Annotated in this window: 17 protein-coding genes; 8 read left to right on the forward strand and 9 right to left on the reverse strand. The window is 71.9% G+C overall.

Annotation, left to right across the window (positions count from 1 at the left end):
- Positions 1–3 precede the first annotated feature (3 nt).
- Both EW117_RS23685 and melA read right to left on the reverse strand, forming a co-directional pair.
- A complete protein-coding gene (locus EW117_RS23685) occupies positions 4–855 on the reverse strand; it encodes a class II fructose-bisphosphate aldolase (RefSeq protein WP_129789168.1) in 852 nt (283 codons plus the stop codon).
- Entirely contained in the window at positions 852–2,168 is a 1,317-nt protein-coding gene (gene melA / locus EW117_RS23690; RefSeq protein ID WP_129789169.1) for an alpha-glucosidase/alpha-galactosidase, read from the reverse strand. The genes EW117_RS23685 and melA overlap by 4 nt, the downstream gene beginning before the upstream one ends.
- A gap of 99 nt (positions 2,169–2,267) precedes the next feature.
- Between melA and EW117_RS23695 the strand changes: the two genes are divergently transcribed.
- Positions 2,268–3,074: a DeoR/GlpR family DNA-binding transcription regulator gene (locus EW117_RS23695; protein ID WP_129789170.1), complete on the forward strand. Its 807-nt coding sequence runs from the start codon at positions 2,268–2,270 to the stop codon at positions 3,072–3,074.
- A gap of 31 nt (positions 3,075–3,105) precedes the next feature.
- Here the strand turns inward: EW117_RS23695 and EW117_RS23700 are convergent, their stop codons facing one another.
- From EW117_RS23700 to EW117_RS23725, 6 genes are all read right to left on the reverse strand, one after another.
- Positions 3,106–4,056 carry a 1-phosphofructokinase family hexose kinase gene (locus tag EW117_RS23700; RefSeq protein ID WP_129789171.1) on the reverse strand — a complete coding sequence of 317 codons (951 nt, stop codon included), beginning with the start codon at positions 4,054–4,056 and terminating at the stop codon, positions 3,106–3,108.
- Positions 4,053–5,039, reverse strand: coding sequence for a carbohydrate kinase family protein (locus EW117_RS23705; RefSeq protein ID WP_129789172.1), 987 nt, complete (start codon positions 5,037–5,039; stop codon positions 4,053–4,055). Before EW117_RS23705 ends, EW117_RS23700 begins: the two co-directional genes overlap by 4 nt.
- Positions 5,036–5,923, reverse strand: a complete 888-nt coding sequence (locus EW117_RS23710) for a carbohydrate ABC transporter permease (RefSeq protein WP_129789173.1) — start codon at positions 5,921–5,923, stop codon at positions 5,036–5,038. Before EW117_RS23710 ends, EW117_RS23705 begins: the two co-directional genes overlap by 4 nt.
- Entirely contained in the window at positions 5,920–6,882 is a 963-nt protein-coding gene (locus tag EW117_RS23715) for a carbohydrate ABC transporter permease (protein ID WP_129789174.1), read from the reverse strand. The genes EW117_RS23710 and EW117_RS23715 overlap by 4 nt, the downstream gene beginning before the upstream one ends.
- Positions 6,879–8,207, reverse strand: coding sequence for an ABC transporter substrate-binding protein (locus EW117_RS23720; protein WP_129789175.1), 1,329 nt, complete (start codon positions 8,205–8,207; stop codon positions 6,879–6,881). Before EW117_RS23720 ends, EW117_RS23715 begins: the two co-directional genes overlap by 4 nt.
- A 66-nt stretch (positions 8,208–8,273) precedes the next feature.
- A complete protein-coding gene (locus EW117_RS23725) occupies positions 8,274–9,158 on the reverse strand; it encodes an SIS domain-containing protein (RefSeq protein ID WP_242504498.1) in 885 nt (294 codons plus the stop codon).
- Between the two features lie 256 nt (positions 9,159–9,414).
- On the opposite strand from EW117_RS23725, the gene EW117_RS23730 reads away from it, so the two are divergent.
- From EW117_RS23730 to EW117_RS23760, 7 genes are all read left to right on the forward strand, one after another.
- The gene (locus tag EW117_RS23730; RefSeq protein ID WP_129789177.1) at positions 9,415–10,518 is read left to right on the forward strand and encodes an amidohydrolase family protein; all 1,104 of its coding nucleotides are present in this window, start codon (positions 9,415–9,417) and stop codon (positions 10,516–10,518) included.
- An 88-nt stretch (positions 10,519–10,606) separates the two neighbouring features.
- A complete protein-coding gene (locus tag EW117_RS23735) occupies positions 10,607–12,373 on the forward strand; it encodes a CocE/NonD family hydrolase (RefSeq protein ID WP_129789178.1) in 1,767 nt (588 codons plus the stop codon).
- 62 nt (positions 12,374–12,435) lie between these two features.
- On the forward strand, positions 12,436–12,915 hold the full coding sequence (locus EW117_RS23740) for a restriction endonuclease (protein WP_129789179.1): 480 nt from the start codon (positions 12,436–12,438) through the stop codon (positions 12,913–12,915).
- 155 nt (positions 12,916–13,070) lie between these two features.
- Complete coding sequence (locus EW117_RS23745; RefSeq protein ID WP_129789180.1) at positions 13,071–13,529, forward strand: hypothetical protein; 459 nt, start codon at positions 13,071–13,073, stop codon at positions 13,527–13,529.
- Positions 13,530–13,606: 77 nt separating this feature from the next.
- Positions 13,607–14,245 (forward strand): trimeric intracellular cation channel family protein, encoded by a 639-nt coding sequence (locus EW117_RS23750; protein ID WP_129789181.1) that lies wholly within the window; start codon positions 13,607–13,609, stop codon positions 14,243–14,245.
- A gap of 64 nt (positions 14,246–14,309) precedes the next feature.
- Positions 14,310–14,936, forward strand: a complete 627-nt coding sequence (locus EW117_RS23755) for a TetR/AcrR family transcriptional regulator (protein WP_129789182.1) — start codon at positions 14,310–14,312, stop codon at positions 14,934–14,936.
- Between the two features lie 149 nt (positions 14,937–15,085).
- On the forward strand, positions 15,086–15,514 hold the full coding sequence (locus tag EW117_RS23760; RefSeq protein ID WP_129789183.1) for an organic hydroperoxide resistance protein: 429 nt from the start codon (positions 15,086–15,088) through the stop codon (positions 15,512–15,514).
- An 84-nt stretch (positions 15,515–15,598) separates the two neighbouring features.
- Here EW117_RS23760 and EW117_RS23765 read toward each other — a convergent pair whose 3' ends face one another.
- A complete protein-coding gene (locus tag EW117_RS23765; protein ID WP_129789184.1) occupies positions 15,599–16,234 on the reverse strand; it encodes a hypothetical protein in 636 nt (211 codons plus the stop codon).
- Positions 16,235–16,291 lie beyond the last annotated feature (57 nt).

A 16,291-nucleotide genomic window follows, 5' to 3' on the forward strand; every position in this document is an offset into this window, starting at 1 on the left:
CCGTCAGCCCGAGGCGACGGCGGCGGACAGGTCACGCACCGCGTCGCGGATCGCGTCCCGCGCCGGGGTGAGGTACTTGCGTGGGTCGGTGACCGCCTCGTCGTCCGCGAGGTGCGCCCGGACTCGGGCGGTGTAGCCGACGTTGAGCGCGGTGCCGATGTTGATCTTGCGGATGCCGGCGGCGACGGCGGCCCGGAGCGCCGGCATCGGCACGCCCGAGGAGCCGTGCAGCACGAGCGGCACCGGAAGGCGCTCCGCGAGGCGCGCGATCAGGTCCAGGTCGAGCCGCGCCGTCGCCGTGGTCATCGCGTGCGAGCTGCCCACGGCCACGGCGAGGCCGTCGACGCCGGTCCGCTCCACGAACGACGCCGCCTCGTCCGGGTCGGTGCGCACGCCCGCCGCGTGCGCCCCGTCCTTGCCGCCGATCTCGCCCAGCTCGGCCTCGATCCACAGCGACGTGCGGTGCCCGGTCGCGGCGAGCGCCGCCGTCGTCGCGATGTTGTCCTCGTACGGCAGGTGGGCGGCGTCGACCATGAGCGACGAGATCCCGAGCCGCTCCGCCTCGGCAACGACCGAGCGAGCCAGCTCGGCGTCCTGCACGTGGTCGAGGTGCACCGAGACGGGGACGCCCGCCGACGCCGCCACCTCGCGGCAGGCCGCGACCAGCGGCGCCATCCGCCCGCCGTGGAAGCGGACGGCGTTCTCGCTGACCTGCAGGATCCCCGGGACGCCGGCGGCCTCGAGCCCTTCTGCGATGCCCTCCGCGTGCTCCAGCGTGATGACGTTGAACGCGAGGACGGCGCCCTCGGACCGCACCGCGTCGGCGATGAGGGCGCTCGTCGCCGCGAGGGTCACAGCGCGCCCGCCGCGACCGGCACGCGCAGGGCGTCGGGCAGCAGGGCGCCGTGCGCGACGGTGAGCTCGTCACAGACCGCCCAGATCTGCTCGGGGGTCAACGTGGACGCCGTGTTCGGGTCCATCAGCGCGGCCTGGCGGACCAGGAGCGGTTCGCCGATGCGGGCGGCCTCCACGGTCAGCCGCCCGACCGAGACGTATGCCTGGTTGACCGCGGCGCACTGGATCGGCAGCGCCCCCATCGGCACCGCCGCGATGCCCGAGGCATCGACCATCGCGGGCACCTCGACGACGGCGTCCTGCCCCAGGTTGTCGATCAGCCCGCGGTTGGGCACGTTGACGTGCACCTCGCGGCGGGTCCCCGTGACGAGCGAGTGGATGATCTGCGGCGCGTACTCGCTCGCGCCGTCCTCGAGCTCCAGGTCGCCACCCGCGGCGAGGGTCTTCCTGGCCCGGTCGAGCTCGGCGAGGTTCTCGCGGCTGATGCCGACGTACTCGAGCGGCTCCAGGCGATAGCGCTCGATCTGCGCGTCCGAGCGCAGGAACCACGACAGGTACTCCGACGAGTGCTCGCTCGTCTCCGTGGGGTAGTAGCCGATGCGGCGGAAGATCTCGACGCGCACCCGGCGCTCCAGCCCGAGGTCGGCGCGGATGCGGTCGCGCAGCGCCGGGTACAGGTCCTGGCCGTCGTGCTGCCACTCCAGCAGCCAGGCCTGGTGGTTGACGCCGGCCGCGCGGAAGCGGGTCTCCGCCACCGGGACGTCCACCAGTTCTGCGAGGTCGTGCGCGGTCCAGTAGACGCTGTGGCACAGCCCGGCGACCTTGAGCTCGGGCGCGACGACGGACAGCCACCACACGTTCATCGCCATCGGGTTGGTGTAGTTGAGCAGCCACGCGTCCGGGCACAGCTCGCGCATGTCCGCGGCCAGCGCCGTGAGCACCGGGAACGTCCGCAGCGCGCGGAAGATCCCGCCCACACCGGTCGTGTCGCCGATCGTCTGTCGCAACCCGTGCCGCGCCGGGATCTCGAGGTCGGCGATCGTCGCGGGGACGCCGCCGACCTGGATCATGTTGATGACGAAGTCCGCACCGTCGAGCGCGGCTCGGCGGTCCGCGGTCGCGACGACGGTCGCCCGGCCGCCGAGCCGGCGGTCGACCTGCCGGGCGGTCGCCTCGGCGACGTCGAGCCGCTCGGGGTCGATGTCGTGGAGCACGAGGCGCGCGTCCGCGAGCTCCGGGAAACGCAGGATGTCGGCGACGAGCTGCCGGGTGAAGACGACGCTCCCGGCGCCGATGAACGCGATGCTGACCATGGCGTTGATCATCCGTGAGTCCGCGCGAGATGTGCAAGAATACGATCAGAATTCGCGCTGAACGATCAGTTTGAGTGAGCGGTTCGAGAAGGGAACGGCATGGCGACCACGGCGGAGTCGGAACCACGCGCCATCTCGCACAAGCGCACCGAGCGGATGATGCGGACCCTGACCTACGTCAACGAACAGGGCACCGCCCGGCTCACCGACCTCGTCCGGGAGCTCGACGTCTCGTCGGCGACGATGCGGCGCGACCTGGCCGCCATGGAGGAGCAGGGCCTGCTGGTCCGCACCCACGGTGGCGTCCGCGCGCTCGATCCCACCACTGAGGTCCCCGTGCTGCTGCGGGACAGCCGGTTCCGGGACGCCAAGGCGCGCATCGCCGAGCATGCCGCGGGCCTGCTTCCGGCCGGGCGCTACTCGGTCGCCATCAGCGGCGGCACGACGGCGGCCGCCGTCGCCCGCGAGCTGGCCACGCGCCCCGACCTCGCGATCGTGACGAACGCGCTGACCACCGCCACCGAGCTGGCCTCCCGGAGCAACCTGAAGGTGATCATGACCGGCGGGTTCGTCCGGTCCAGCTCGTTCGAGGCCGTCGGGGCTCTGGCCGAGAACACGTTCAACGCCATCAACGTCGGGACGGCGTTCCTGGGCACCGACGGCATCAGCGTGCGCGGTGGCGCCACGACCCACGACGAGACCGAGGCCCGCACCAACCACGCCATGCTGGCGCACGCCGAGCACGTGGTGGTCGTGGCCGACGGCTCGAAGGTCGGCCGGGTGACCCTCGCCAAGGTCGCCGACCTCTCGGAGATCGACGTGCTGGTCACGGACTCGTCGGCCGACCCGGAGGCCCTCGCGGCGATCGAGGCGGCGGGCGTGGAGATCCAGGTGGTCCCGGACTGACCCCGCTTTGTTGTGGGCGTGACCGTTGCGACTATGTGTCCGTCTTAGGCGCATCGGTCACGCCCACAACCAAGATCTCGACCTCCTGGGTCAGGCTGCGGGCCAGGGACGGGTCCAGGAGGGCCGCGCCCGGGACCTGGGCGTTCGCTGTGCCGGTCGCCGTCGCGAGGGCCAGGGCCTCGGCCAGGCCGGCGCCGCCGTCGAGCGCGACGAGCAGGCCGCCCAGGAACGAGTCGCCGCTGCCCACCGGGAAGTTCCCCGTGTGTCCGGCGAGCCGTGCCCGGAGCACCCGGTCGCCGTCGGTCGCCCAGGCGCCGGCGGCACCGTCGGTGATGACGACCAGTCCCCCGGTGCGAGTGTGCACGGCGGCCAGCAGCTCGGGCACGGACGGTTCGGGATCCCCGCCCACCAGCTCCAGCGCCTCCGACCGGTTGACCTTCACCAGATCGGGCCTCGCACCCACGGCGCTCCGCAGTGCCGCGCCGTGGCTGTCGACGGCGACCCGGACCCCGGCGTCGTGCAGGCGTCGTACGACGTCGGCGAGCAGGCCGTCCGGCGCGGAGTCCGGCAGGCCGCCCGCCACGAACCACCACCCGGGCCGGGCCGCCGCCAGCCCGACAGCGGTGTCCAGCGTGACCGCTGCCGTGCGCGCGGAAACCGGTACGGCGCGCTCGTAGATCTCGGTGAGCTGCCCGTCCGCGCGGGAGAAGATCGAGACGCAGCTGCGCGTCGGCTCCGTGCCGGGCACCACGTGCACGTCGACGCCGTCGGCCCGCGCGCCGTCAGCGACGTCCCGGCCCACGCCCGCGCCGAGCACCGCCACGGCGGACACCCGCGCGCCGAGCGCGGCGGCCGCGCGCGCCGCGTTCAGCGCCTTCCCGCCCGCGACCCGGTGGACCGAGCGCGGGCGCTGGATCCCGTCCAGCTCGTCCACCACGTACGTGACGTCGAGCGACGGGCTCAGCGCGATCGCGGAGATCACCGCGCGAGCTCCCGGTCCAGGTCAGCGAGCGTGGCCTGCCGCCCGGTCCCGCCGGACCCGAGCGTCGACAGCGACCCCGCGACGGTCGCCCACCGCACGCGCCTGGCCTCGTCCAGGACGCCGTGCGCCAGTGCCGCCAGGTATCCCGCGTCGAAGCTGTCCCCCGCTCCGGTCGTGTCGACGACGTCGACGGCCACGCCCGGCGCGCGGACGACGTCGCCGTCCGCCCCGACCGACCAGCCGCCGTCGGCCCCGTCCTTGACGACCACCCGCGGACCACACCGTGCGAGCCGCGTCGCGAGCTCGACGTCGTCGAGGCTCTCGTGCGGGCCCGCCGACTCGCCCAGCGCGCCCGCGATGGCGCGCAGCTCGTTGCGGTTGGGCAGCAGCAGGTCCAGGTGGCCCAGCACCTCGTCCAGTCCCGCCCACAGCTGCGCCGGGTCCCAGTTCGTGTCGAGGCTCGTCGTCCAGCCCTGCGCCCGGGCGCGCGCGAGCACGCCGGGCAGAGCCCGCGCCAGGCCGGGCTGCAGAAAGTACGAGGCGACGTGCAGCAGCCCCGGTCGAGCGCTCCGCGCGTCGAGCACCTCCGTGACGCGCTCCCCCGTGAGCGTGGGGATGGTCCCCGGCACGGTCAGGATCGCCCGGTCCGCCGGCGTGGAGAGGATGACGGACAGGCCGGTCGGCTCGCCGTCCGCCACCTCGACGGACCCGACGTCGACACCGCACGCGCGCAGGGCGTCGAGCGTGAACGTGCCGAACGTGTCGGCGCCCACCCGTGCCATTAGCGACGTCGGCACCCCGAGGCGCGCGACGCCCGACGCGGCGATGCTCGCCGAACCGCCGAGCACCAGGTCGCACGAGTCGGCGAGCTGCTCGGCCTGGCCGAACCGGGGCACGACGTCGCCACGCAGCACCAGGTCGACGTTGGCGTCACCCACGACCACGACGGGCAGCGGGTGCGGCGCGGTCTCCAAGTCGGTCATCCCTTGACTCCCGTGAACGTCATGGTGGCGATGAACTGCTTCTGCGCGAACACGAAGAAGAGGATCAGGGGCAGCGTAGCCACCACGTTGCTCGCCATGAGCAGCGACCAGTCGGTACGCCGGGCCCCCTGGAAGTTGGTGATACCGAGCTGCAGCGTGAACGCGCTCGGGTCGTTGATCGCGATCAGCGGCCAGACGAGATCGTTCCAGGAGCTCAGCAGCGTGAAGATCGCGAGGGTCGCGAGCGCCGGCCGGGCCAGCGGCAGGATGATCCGCCAGAACGTCGTCCAGCGGGAACAGCCGTCGAGCAGGGCCGCCTCCTCGAGCTCCGCCGGCAGGGACAGGAAGAACTGCCGCATCAGGAAGATCCCGAACACGGACGCGAGCCACGGGACCATCGCCGCCGCCAGGGTGTCGATGATCCCGACGCGGGCGAACATGACGTAGGTCGGCACCATGAGCAGCTGCGTCGGGATCATGATCGTCGCGAGGATCATGAGGAACCCGGCGCTGCGTCCCGGGAACTTCAGCCGCGCGAACCCGTAGCCCGCGAGCGAGCACAGGGCGAGGTGGGAGACCACCGCGACCAGCGACACCAGTACGGTGTTGCCGGTCCACAGGAGCACGTTGGTGTCGCGGAACAGCTTCACGTACCCGTCGAGCGTCAGCTCGGAGGGGAAGAACCGCGGCGGGAACCGGTTGATCTCCGACTCGGGCGTCAGGGACGTGAGGAACATCTGCACGAACGGGATGGCGAAGAGCAGGGCCACGGGCACGAGCACGAAGTGCGCCCAGCCCGTGCGGCGCCGCCGTTTCGGCGTCGGCTCCTCCTCGATGGACGACGGCGACCAGGACGCGGGCCGGGGCGAGGCGAGAACGGTCATCCCAGACCTCCTACGGTGCTGCGGCGTGAGTAGACCGTCACGCCGATGGTGATCGCGAGCGTGACGGCGAACAGCCCGTAGGCGACCGCCGACGCATAGCCGAACTCGAGGTCCTTGAAGGCGGAGGTCCAGAGGTAGTAGACGATCGTCTCCGTGGCCCCGAGCGGTCCGCCTCGCGTGGTCGTGTACACCAGGTCGAAGAGCTGGATGGCCTGGATCGTCTGCCAGATGCCGACGAAGACCGTCACGGGCGCGAGCTGCGGGAACGTGACGTGCCAGAAGGACTGCCAGCGGTTGGCGCCGTCGACCCACGCGGCCTCCGTGAGCTCGGCGGGGATGTCCTGCAATGCGGCGAGGTAGATGACCGTGGTGAAGGCGGCCTGCCCCCACAGCGACATGATCGCGATGACCACCATTGCCTGGCCCGGGTCCTCCAGCCAGCCCTGCTGGGGCAGCCCCATGACGCGCAGCACGTTGTTGACGAGCCCGAACTGGGGGTTGAACAGGTACGTCGTCAGGATGCCGGTCGCGGCGGCGGACACCACGAACGGGAGGAAGATCAGGGTGCGGTACAGGCCGACCAGGACGATCCGCCGGTTCAGCGCCACGGCGAGGCCCAGGCCCAGCAGCACCGACGCCGGCACGAACAGCGCCGTGTACAGCAGGGTGTGCCCGGCGGCCGCGGCGAGATCGGCGTCGCCGGCCATCTCGCGATAGTTGTCGAACCCCACCTGCTCGGGAACGGAGAACCCGTTCCACTCCTGCAGAGAGAGCAGGAACGCCCAGGCCGCGGGAAAGATCGACAGGCCCAGCACGATGACGGTCGCCGGCGCGACGAACCCCCACCCGGTGAGCCCCTCCCGCACCCGGCGGTCCGGGCCCGGCCGCCGCGCCGGGACGGGACGCCGGGCCGGGCCTTGCCGCCTGGGCCGCCTGGCCGGGACGGCGGTCGCCGTCATTTGTCCGCCAGCGCGGCCGTCGCTTCGTCGGCGGCCCGCGTCAGCGCCTCGGCCGGCTCGCCCTGCCCCTGCAGCACCTCGGAGATCGCGGTGCCGATCGCCTCGGAGAGATTCACGTACCCGGGGACGGTGGGGCGCGGGATCGTCGCGTTCTCGCTGTTCTCGGCCATCACGTCGAGGCCGGGCATGTCCTTGACCTGCTTCTGGAACTCCGGCGAGCCCATCTCGCTCTCGCGCAGCGGCAGGTTGCCGTACACGACGTTCCAGCGCACGTCCTGCTCGGGGTCGGTGAGCCACTTCGTGAACTCGTACGACCAGTACTCACGGTTGGCGTCCTGGTGGTCGAAGAGCACCCACAGGTCCGCGCCCGAGATGGTCGTGTGCTCGCCGTCGGTCCCGGGCAGCGGCACGACGCCGTAGTCCGTGCCGGCCACCTGGAGGTCGTACAGCGACCACGGGCCCGACGTGATCATGCCGATCTGGTCGCTCGCGAAGATCTGCCCGAACTTGGTGTCGGTCTGGTCGAGGTACACCGACTCGTCCTCGACCGCCATGTCGCGCAGGAGCGTGAGCGCCTCCACGCCGGCCGCCGAGTCGAAGGTCGCCTCGGTCTCGGACTCGTCGAGGATCTCGCCGCCGTTCTGCCACAGGTGCGGCCAGAACTGCCAGGTCGTCTCCTCGGACCCGGAGACCGAGTACGCGTACCCGTAGGTGCTGGTCTCCGGGTCGGTCAGCTCGCGGGCCGCGGTGCGGAAGTCGTCCCAGGTCCAGTCCTCGGTGGGGTACTCGACCCCGGCCTCGTCGAAGACCGTCTTGTTGTAGATCAGGGACAGGTTGTCGACGACGGCGGGGAACCCGATGGTGGCATCACCCGTCGGCTGCGCCGTCTCCCGGGCCGCCCCCGAGAACTCCTCCCAGCCGACGGCGGGGTCGGCCACCTGTTCGGTGATGTCGAGCGTCCGCCCTGAGTCGGCGAGCTCGCTCGCCCACGAGCCGAATGCGTAGGAGATGTCGGGGTAGGTCCCGCCGGCGAACGACGACGACAGCTTCTGCAGCAGGTCCTCGGTCGACGGCGCCCCCGACGAGACCTCGATCGTGACGTTGGGGTGCTCCTGCTCGAACTCCTCGGCGAGCCCGGTGAGGATGGTCTGGGCCTGGTCGGCCTGTCCCGTCCACCAGGTGAGCGTGACGTCGGCGTCCTTGTCGAGCGTCGTCGCGCCCTGGGCGCCCGATGAGCACGAGGCGAGCAGCGCCGTCGTGAGGAGCAGGGCCGCGGCGCCCGCGGCGCCTCGTCCGCGGGCGGTACCGATGTGCTGACGCAGCATGATCGTCCTCGTCTCTTCTGCGTTCTCTTGGTGGTCTTGTGGGGTAGCTGCTGGGTCGGTCGCGGCTCAGTCGAGTACGACGGACCGGGTCAGATGGCGCGGGGCGTCGGCATCCAGCCCGCGCGAGCCGGCGAGCTCGACGGCCAGCCGCTGCGCCTGCACCAGCTGGATCAAGGGGTCGAGGTCCCAGTGCTGGACGGTCGCTCCCGTGCGTTCGATGTCGGCGGTGAGCGCCGGGTCGGCGTCGCCGAAGAGCGTGACCAGGCTGGTCTCCCCCGCCACCGCCACGGGGCCGTGGCGGTAGTCGAGGGCCGGGTAGGACTCCGACCATGCCTGCGCGGCCTCACGGATCTTGAGCGCGGCCTCCTGCGCGAGGCCGTAGGTCCAGGACCGGCCGAGAAAGACGAAGTGGTCGAACCGCGACGGGTCCACGGGGAGCGGCGCGGCGAGCACCTCCGCCGCCCGCTCGATCACCGGCCCGAGCTGCTCGCCGAACCCGGTGCGCGCCAGCGCCAGCACGGAGGTGGGGAACCGCGTCTGGACCACCGACGCCTCGTCCGCGAAGTCCAGCACGAGCGACTCGTCCGCCGCTTCGGCGACCGGGGTCCCTGCGACGCCGACGACCGCGGCCCTCACCGTGCCCGCGGGAACCTGGGCGAGCGCCTCGAGCACCTCGCTCGTCGTCCCCGAGCGGCTGATCACGACCACCCGGTCGTACGTGCGGCCCGGCGTCCACTCCGACGCGTAGGCGGCGTCGGTCTCGCCGTGGCCGGCGCGCTCCCGCAGGACCGCTACCGACTCGGCGACGAACGCGCTGGTGCCACAGCCGAGCAGCAGGACCCGCTCGCCCCGGCGGCCGAGCACCGGTGCACCCTCCGTCGCCGCGTCGACGGCGCGCGCCCAGACCTCGGGCTGGCTGCGGATCTCGCTCTCGGTGGTGCTGATGCTCACGTGCGGCTTCCTGTCGTCGTGGGGGAGCCCGCTGCCGGGCCCGGGATGCTCGGCACCGACTGGTCGGCGCCGTCGACGCCCATGGTGCTCGACAGTTGCGCGGGAGTCATCAAGACTGGCGGATTCGATCAGTCTGACTGATTGAATCGCGTAACAAATCGGCAATCTGCTCACGCATGCCCGATCCTCTGTGATGGCACGCTCACGTCGAGCACTTTCGCCGACCTGCACCCGACCCGCCGCCGAGGAGGCAGTCATGAGCCACGTTCACGACCCGCTGGGAGCCGCCGGCCCGGACGGTCCCGCCGACACGGCGGTGCCGAACCTCCGGCTCGTCGACTGGGCCCCGCGGCCGCAGGTCTCCGTCCCCGTCACCCGGGTCGCGCGCGCGGCGGTGCCCGCGATCGACGTGCACAACCACCTCGGGCGCTGGCTCACCACCGACTGGTGCGCGCCCGACGTCGCCGCGCTGCTCGCGATGATGGACGACGCCGGCGTCGAGACCGTCGTCAACCTCGACGGGCTGTGGGGTGACGAGCTGGACGCCAACCTCGACCGGTACGACCGGGCCCACCCGGGGCGCTTCGTCACCTTCTGCCAGATCGACTGGACGCTCCTGGGCCGCGCCGGCGGGGAGCGCGAGATCCAGGAGCAGCTCCGCGACAGCGCCGCGCGCGGCGCCCGGGGCCTCAAGGTGTGGAAGAACGTCGGCCTCACGGTCCGAGGGCCCGACGGCGAGCTCGTCCTGCCCGACGACCAGCGAGTGATCGACGTGCTCACCCTGGCCGGCGAGCTCGGGCTGCCGGCCCTCGTCCACGTCGCCGACCCGAAGGCGTTCTTCGAACCCCTGGACGCGCACAACGAACGGTTCGACGAGCTCGCCGGCCAGCCGGGCTGGTCGTTCGCCGACCGGGACCGCTTCCCGTCCTTCGACCAGCTCCTGGACGCGTTCGAGTGCCTGCTCGTGGCCACGCCGGGCACCCGGTACATCGGGGCGCACGTCGGCTGCGTGGCCGAGGACCTCGACCGCGTCGAGCGGCTCCTGCGCGCGGCGCCGCACCTCGTCGTGGACATCGCGGGCCGGCTCGGCGAGCTCGGCCGGCAGCCCCGACGGTTCCGGCGGCTCGTCGAGGCCTTCCCCGACCGCGTGCTCTTCGGCACCGACGCCTTCCCGCTCTCCCCCGAGCAGCTCGAGGTCCACTTCCGCTTCCTCGAGACCGACGACGAGTGCTTCGACTACGCGCCGGGCGAGGAGGTGCCGCCGCAGGGCCGGTGGCAGATCGCCGGCGCCGCCCTGCCCGCTCACCTGCTCCCGGGCCTGTACGCGGGCAACGCCCGGCGTGTGCTCGGGCTCCCCTGAGCACTCGACGGTGCGCTCACGCTGCTGCGGCACTACGCGACGAGATAAGCGCTTCGGGCCGGCCAGCACACGATGCCAGGATGGCGGCATGGTTCTCGACCCGAGCCGTCGGCTGCAGTCCCTGTACGTCCCGGCGGGCGACGGCGTGCGGCTCGCCGTCGACGTCTGGCTACCGGTCGGACGGATCGCCGCCGGCGAGACGGTCGGTGCTGTGGTCCGGACGACGCGCTACTACCGGGCCACCCGGCCGGCCGGCGTCGGCCCTGAGCACGACGCCAACCGGGCGGAGGGCGAGCTGTGGAACGCGGCCGGCTTCGCGTTCGTCGTGGCCGACGCGCGCGGCACCGGCGCCTCGTTCGGCGTCAGGACCAGCGAGCTCGGCGAACGCGAGATCGCCGACTACGACGAGCTGATCAGCTGGGTGGCGGCCTGGCCGTGGTCCAACGGCCGGGTCGGCGCTTACGGCACGTCCTACGAGGGCCAGGCCGCCGAGCTGGTCGCGCGGCTCCGGAACCCGCACCTGGTCGCCGTGGCGGCGCTGTTCAGCCCCAACGACCCGTACCGCCAGCTCTTCTACCCGGGCGGCGCCGCCACGTCGGGCAGGTACGCGCGGTGGATGTCCGAGGTCCAGCTCAAGGACGGCGTCGCCGGGGCCCGCGAGCGGCTGGCCGAGCTGCGCGGGCTGCCCGCGGACGCGATCGAGCTGCCGACACCGGTCAAGCCGGTCGACGGCCCCGACGGCCCGGCCCTGCTGGCCGAGGCGGTCGCGGACCATCAGGCGAACGTCGCCGTGGACGAGCTGATGGACCGGGTGCCGTTCCGCGACGACCGGGTCGACGGGCTCGACTGGCTGAACACCACACCGGCAGCCGCCTACGACGCGATCGCCGCGACCGGCGTCCCCCTCCTGACCCGGGTCGGCTGGGTGGACGGCGCCTTCGTCACCGGCGCCCTGACCCGGTTCGCTGCCCTGCCCAACCACCAGACGGTGGAGATCGGGCCGTGGGGGCACGGCGGCCGCACGCACGCCGACCCGCTGCGGCCCCTCGATCCGCTCGACGGCGGCGAGCCGGCCGGCCCCGAGGGGCAGGACCGCCGCCTGGTCGAGTTCTTCGCGCGCTACCTCGCCGACGACCCGGCACCGCCGTCGGGAAACGGCACGCTGACGTACAGCACGCTCGGCACGGACCAGTGGCGGACGGCGGAGTCCTGGCCGCCCGAGGACGTCGCCGCGCGGCGGCTGTACCCGGGTACCACCGGTGACCTCGCGGACGAGCCGGAGCCGGCGTCGACGGTCCGGTACGTCGTCGATCCCGGTTCGTCGACCGGCCCCACCAACCGCTGGCTCGCCGGCGAGCTCGGCCAGGGCGCGGCCTACCCGGACCGGCGTCGGGCCGACGAGACGCTGCTGACCTTCACCTCCGCCCCGCTCCCGGCCGACCTCCAGGTTCTCGGCTTCCCCGTGGTGACGCTTCGCCTGGCGACCACCGGGTCCGACGGCGTGGTCTACGTCTACCTGGAGGACGTCGGACCGGACGGTGCGGTGACCTACCTGACCGAGGGCTGCCTGCGGTTCCTCCAGCGGGCGACGGCCGGGCAGGCCGAACCCACGGGGCTCGGCGTGCCGCGCAGCTTCGCCCGCGGCGACGGGCAGCCGGTCGAACCGGGCGAGGACCTCGACCTCGTGGTCGAGCTGCTACCGGTGTCGGCGCTGCTCCGGTCGGGTCACCGGATCCGGATCGCGATCGCCGGTGACGACGCCTCGTGCTTCTCGTACCACGGCGCGCCGGGCGAGACCTTCACTCTCACACTGGGCGAGTCCACGCACCTCGACCTTCCTGTCGTCAGCGGGTGAACGGCGCGTGAACTGCTCCGGCACGAAAGGCGGCCAACGCCCGCTCTTGGCAGAATGCCCATATGGCCGCACTTGAGGACCTCCTCGACGACTACATGTTCAGGTCCGAGTCCGAGACGGACAGGAACGAGAAGTTCGCGGAGCTGATGAAGGCATTCCTGCGTACGGACGAGGAGTGGGCCGCCCAGTTCGACGCCGTCTGGTCATGGGACGAATGGCCTGAGCACGAGGGGCCGCGCGACGGGATCGACCTCGTCGCCCGCGAGCACGACACGAAGAACCTCGTAGCGGTGCAGTGCGCATTCCACGATCCGAGCCAGCCATTGTCGAAGCCGGATGTCGCCCCATTCCTCTCGGCGTCGAACAAAGCGCCATTCACGGCGCGACTCGTGCTCGCGACCACCGATACCTGGAACAAAGATCTGGACGAAGAAATTCAGGATGATGAAATACCCGTCACCCGAATCGGCCTGAAGCAGATGCTGGATTCGTCGGTCGACTGGGCCAGGTTCAGGCCCCAGGCGGTGGCAGCCGCCGGATAGAACCGCACGATCACCCGCTCGATCTACCCAGGCGAAGCACCCCCCACGTCGCTCCGCTCACAGGGTGAAAACCGACACGAATTCCATGCATTTACATGGAACTTCCACCCAAATGCCCGCGAACCGGACCGGGCAATACTACGTGAAGGATCGATATGTCACTCACCACCGCCAGCTCACTCGACGGCGGCCTCATTTCCTCGGTCTGCAGAACCTACGGCGGCCCTTCCACGGACGGCTGGTACACCCGGACCCGCGCGGACGGCGGGGAGTACTCGGCCGTCGTCGACCACCCCGCGCTGCCAGGGGCTCTGGAGACCACCGGCGTCCGCATCTGCCGAGGGGCCGCCGTCGACCTTGCCGACCAGTGGGCGTTCTTCGACGACCTGGCCCCCGCCGCCGCCTTCGTCCACGCCGGCCGCATGTCGAACATGAGGGCGTCGTGGGACCTCTTCGAGGCCGCGGAGGTGCGGGCCTTCTGCCCCGAGCACCGCTGCGAGGAGGCCGCACTCCTCCTCGGTCGCCAGGTCCACGAGAACCTGGAGATCCACGGCCTCGTGGCCCGGTTCGCCGCGACCCTCCCCGAGGTGCCAGACGCTCAGGTCACCAGGTGACCTGAGCCTCTGACACCTCGGGGAAGTTCTGCAAAAGTGGGCAGAGCCGACCATCCTGCCGCCGAAGGGAGCCCGACATGGTGTGGACGCATGTCGTCCCGGACCTTCTGGGCGTCTTCTTCTTTGCCGTCTCCGGCTCGCTGCTCGCCGTCCAGCGCCGCTTCGACATCGTCGGCTCGCTCCTGCTGGGCACCTGCGTCGGCCTCGGCGGCGGGATCCTGCGGGACGTGATCCTCGACGTCGGTGTGCCCCGCGCCTTCGGCTCGCCGATCTACCTCGTCCCGCCCGCGGCCGCCGCGGTCGTCGTGTACTTCTTCGCACATGTCGTGCAGCGGTACCACGACGTCCTGCTCACGTTCGATGCCGCCGGGATGGCGCTGTTCTCGGTCACCGGCACGCTGGTCTCGCTCGCGGCGGGCATGAATCCGGCGGGGGCCACGATCCTCGGTGTGGCCACCGCCGTGGGCGGCGGCGTCATCCGTGACGTCGTCGCGAACGACGTGCCGCAGATCTTCCGTTCCCGTGGCCTGTACGCGATCCCGGCGCTGCTCGGCGCCGCCCTGACGAGCCTCGCCTCGTGGGGCGACTGGTTCACCCTCGCCGCGGGCTTCGCCATCGCCGCGCTCGTGTTCGGCCTGCGCATGGTCTCCCTGCGCTATCGCTGGGAAGCGCCTCCCTCCGGGGGTAGACGAACCAGTCCGTACACCCCGGCGTAGACTGGTCGGTCAGATCAGCCGGGACCAACGATCATCCGGGACCAACGGGGGAGCAGGCAACGAGATGAGCACGACGACGCCAGCCGGGCCGCCGATAGCCCTGTCCGACCCAGGCAGCGCCCGCTCCACCCGGGACCGCATCCTGGATGCGGCGACCGAGCTCTTCTACGCGCACGGGATCCGTGCGATCAGCGCCGACAAGATCATCGAGCGCGCCGGGATCACGAAGGTCACGTTCTACCGGCACTTCCGGACCAAGGACGCCCTCGTGCTCGCCTACCTCGAGCGGCAGGCCGCGTGGGAGCGCGACACGCTCGGCTGGCTGCGGGAGTCAGCCGGCGACGACGCCGAGGCGCTGCGCCGGTTCGCCGCGGCGGTCGGCGCCGTGACCTGCAAGCCGGGCTTCCGTGGCTGCGCGTTCATCAACGCGGCGGCCGAGTACGCCGACCCGGACGGGCCCGTCCGGAAGGTGGTCGCCGAGCACCGCGCCTGGTACCGGGAGCTGTTCGCCACGATGCTCGGCCGGCTGGGTGTGACCGACACCGCGCAGGCCGCCGACGAGCTGATGATGCTGCGCGACGGCGCCATGGTGTCGGGATCCCTCGACGAGCCGTCCCGCGTGGGCGACGCCCTGGAGCGGGCGATCTTCGCGATCGTCGACGCCGGCCGGGCGACCCGCACGATCGACTGACCGCAGGCCCCGCGGAGCGTCAGACGCTCAGGCCACTCGGTGACCTGAGCGTCTGACACGTCACAGGTTCGAGCTCGATCCGTGACTTGTGTGCCGAGGCAATCATCCATACGGTAGACGTACTAGTTCGTCTACCACCGGAGAGCAACATGGCTGACAGCATCTACACCGCAGTGGCAACCTCCACGGGCGACGGCCGCGCCGGAGGCCGGGCCGCGTCCGACGACGGCGTGCTGGACCTCACCCTGGCGATCCCCACCGCGATGGGCGGGCCGGGCGGGGGCACGAACCCCGAGCAGCTCTTCGCCGCCGGCTGGGCGTCCTGCTTCCACAGCGCGCTCAAGGGTGTCGCCGCCGCGCAGAAGATCAAGTTCACCGACTCCGCGGTGGTCGCCGAGGTGGCAATCGCGCCGACCGGTGACGGTTCGTACGGCCTCAGCGCCGCGCTGCACGTCGAGCTCGCCGGCGTCGACCAGGCCACCGCGGACGACCTCGTCGAGGCCGCGCACAAGGTCTGCCCCTACTCGAACGCCACCCGCGGCAACATCCCGGTCACGATCGACGCCACGGTCGCCTGACCCCACCAAGCCGGCCGTTGAGTGCTGGACATTCGCCCCTCCGGAGCCGGATCAGGGGCGAAGGTCCAGCACTCAACGGCCGGGTCAGTGGTTGGTGTGCGGCTCGGCCTCCGTCGACATTCCCGAGTGCAGCGGCAGGAACGCGTGCAGGTGTCCGCGGTCCGCGCCGATGTACTGCAGGTCGAGCTGGACGGCCGCCTGGGCCCACGCATCGACCGCCCGGGAACGCAGGTCGCCCGCGACACCGTAGAGCCGCTCGGCGCCCTCCGAGGCACCCGCGTCTCCCGCGCCACCCGTCTCCCCCGCCAGCTCGAGGACGTCCAGCGTGTCGCCGAGCAGCGCGGTCGAGAGCAGCAGCCCGTTGCGCACGATGTTGTGCTCGGACGATCCGGGTGGCAGCGCCTCGACCTCCCCCGCCACCTCCTGGACGACGTCGCGCCACTCGCCCAGCTCGGCCGACGTCGGCCGCTCGGGGCGGGCCTCGTCCGTCGGCAGCGCCTCGTGCAACCCGTCCATCACCGGCAGCAGACGCTCCTGCGCCGACACGGCGAGCTCCGCCGCCGCCGTCAGGTTCTCGTCGTTCCGCTCCACCTCCGCGGCCTCCAGCTCCGCCACCCGGGCGGGATCGACCTCGATCCCGCCGGGCAGCGACTCCAGTTCCCACGGCCGCACCAGCAGCAGCACCAGGACCACGGCGGCGGCCACCAGTGCGACCGCCACCGTGACGCCCACCCTCGTCCGCCGACGCCACGCGGGCGACGGCGGACGAGGTCCGGG

It is taken from the genome of Promicromonospora panici, assembly GCF_900608595.1.
GTDB classification, from domain to species: Bacteria; Actinomycetota; Actinomycetes; order Actinomycetales; family Cellulomonadaceae; genus Promicromonospora; species Promicromonospora panici.

What these genes read in the sequence shown, in the direction of transcription:
- melA (WP_129789169.1), bottom strand. Translation starts at nt 2,168, where the DNA reads ATGGTCAGCATCGCGTTCATCGGCGCCGGGAGCGTCGTCTTCACCCGG.
- EW117_RS23695 (WP_129789170.1), top strand. Translation starts at nt 2,268, where the DNA reads ATGGCGACCACGGCGGAGTCGGAACCACGCGCCATCTCGCACAAGCGC.
- EW117_RS23705 (WP_129789172.1), bottom strand. Translation starts at nt 5,039, where the DNA reads ATGACCGACTTGGAGACCGCGCCGCACCCGCTGCCCGTCGTGGTCGTG.
- EW117_RS23710 (WP_129789173.1), bottom strand. Translation starts at nt 5,923, where the DNA reads ATGACCGTTCTCGCCTCGCCCCGGCCCGCGTCCTGGTCGCCGTCGTCC.
- EW117_RS23715 (WP_129789174.1), bottom strand. Translation starts at nt 6,882, where the DNA reads ATGACGGCGACCGCCGTCCCGGCCAGGCGGCCCAGGCGGCAAGGCCCG.
- EW117_RS23720 (WP_129789175.1), bottom strand. Translation starts at nt 8,207, where the DNA reads ATGCTGCGTCAGCACATCGGTACCGCCCGCGGACGAGGCGCCGCGGGC.
- EW117_RS23730 (WP_129789177.1), top strand. Translation starts at nt 9,415, where the DNA reads ATGAGCCACGTTCACGACCCGCTGGGAGCCGCCGGCCCGGACGGTCCC.
- EW117_RS23735 (WP_129789178.1), top strand. Translation starts at nt 10,607, where the DNA reads ATGGTTCTCGACCCGAGCCGTCGGCTGCAGTCCCTGTACGTCCCGGCG.
- EW117_RS23740 (WP_129789179.1), top strand. Translation starts at nt 12,436, where the DNA reads ATGGCCGCACTTGAGGACCTCCTCGACGACTACATGTTCAGGTCCGAG.
- EW117_RS23745 (WP_129789180.1), top strand. Translation starts at nt 13,071, where the DNA reads ATGTCACTCACCACCGCCAGCTCACTCGACGGCGGCCTCATTTCCTCG.
- EW117_RS23750 (WP_129789181.1), top strand. Translation starts at nt 13,607, where the DNA reads ATGGTGTGGACGCATGTCGTCCCGGACCTTCTGGGCGTCTTCTTCTTT.
- EW117_RS23755 (WP_129789182.1), top strand. Translation starts at nt 14,310, where the DNA reads ATGAGCACGACGACGCCAGCCGGGCCGCCGATAGCCCTGTCCGACCCA.
- EW117_RS23760 (WP_129789183.1), top strand. Translation starts at nt 15,086, where the DNA reads ATGGCTGACAGCATCTACACCGCAGTGGCAACCTCCACGGGCGACGGC.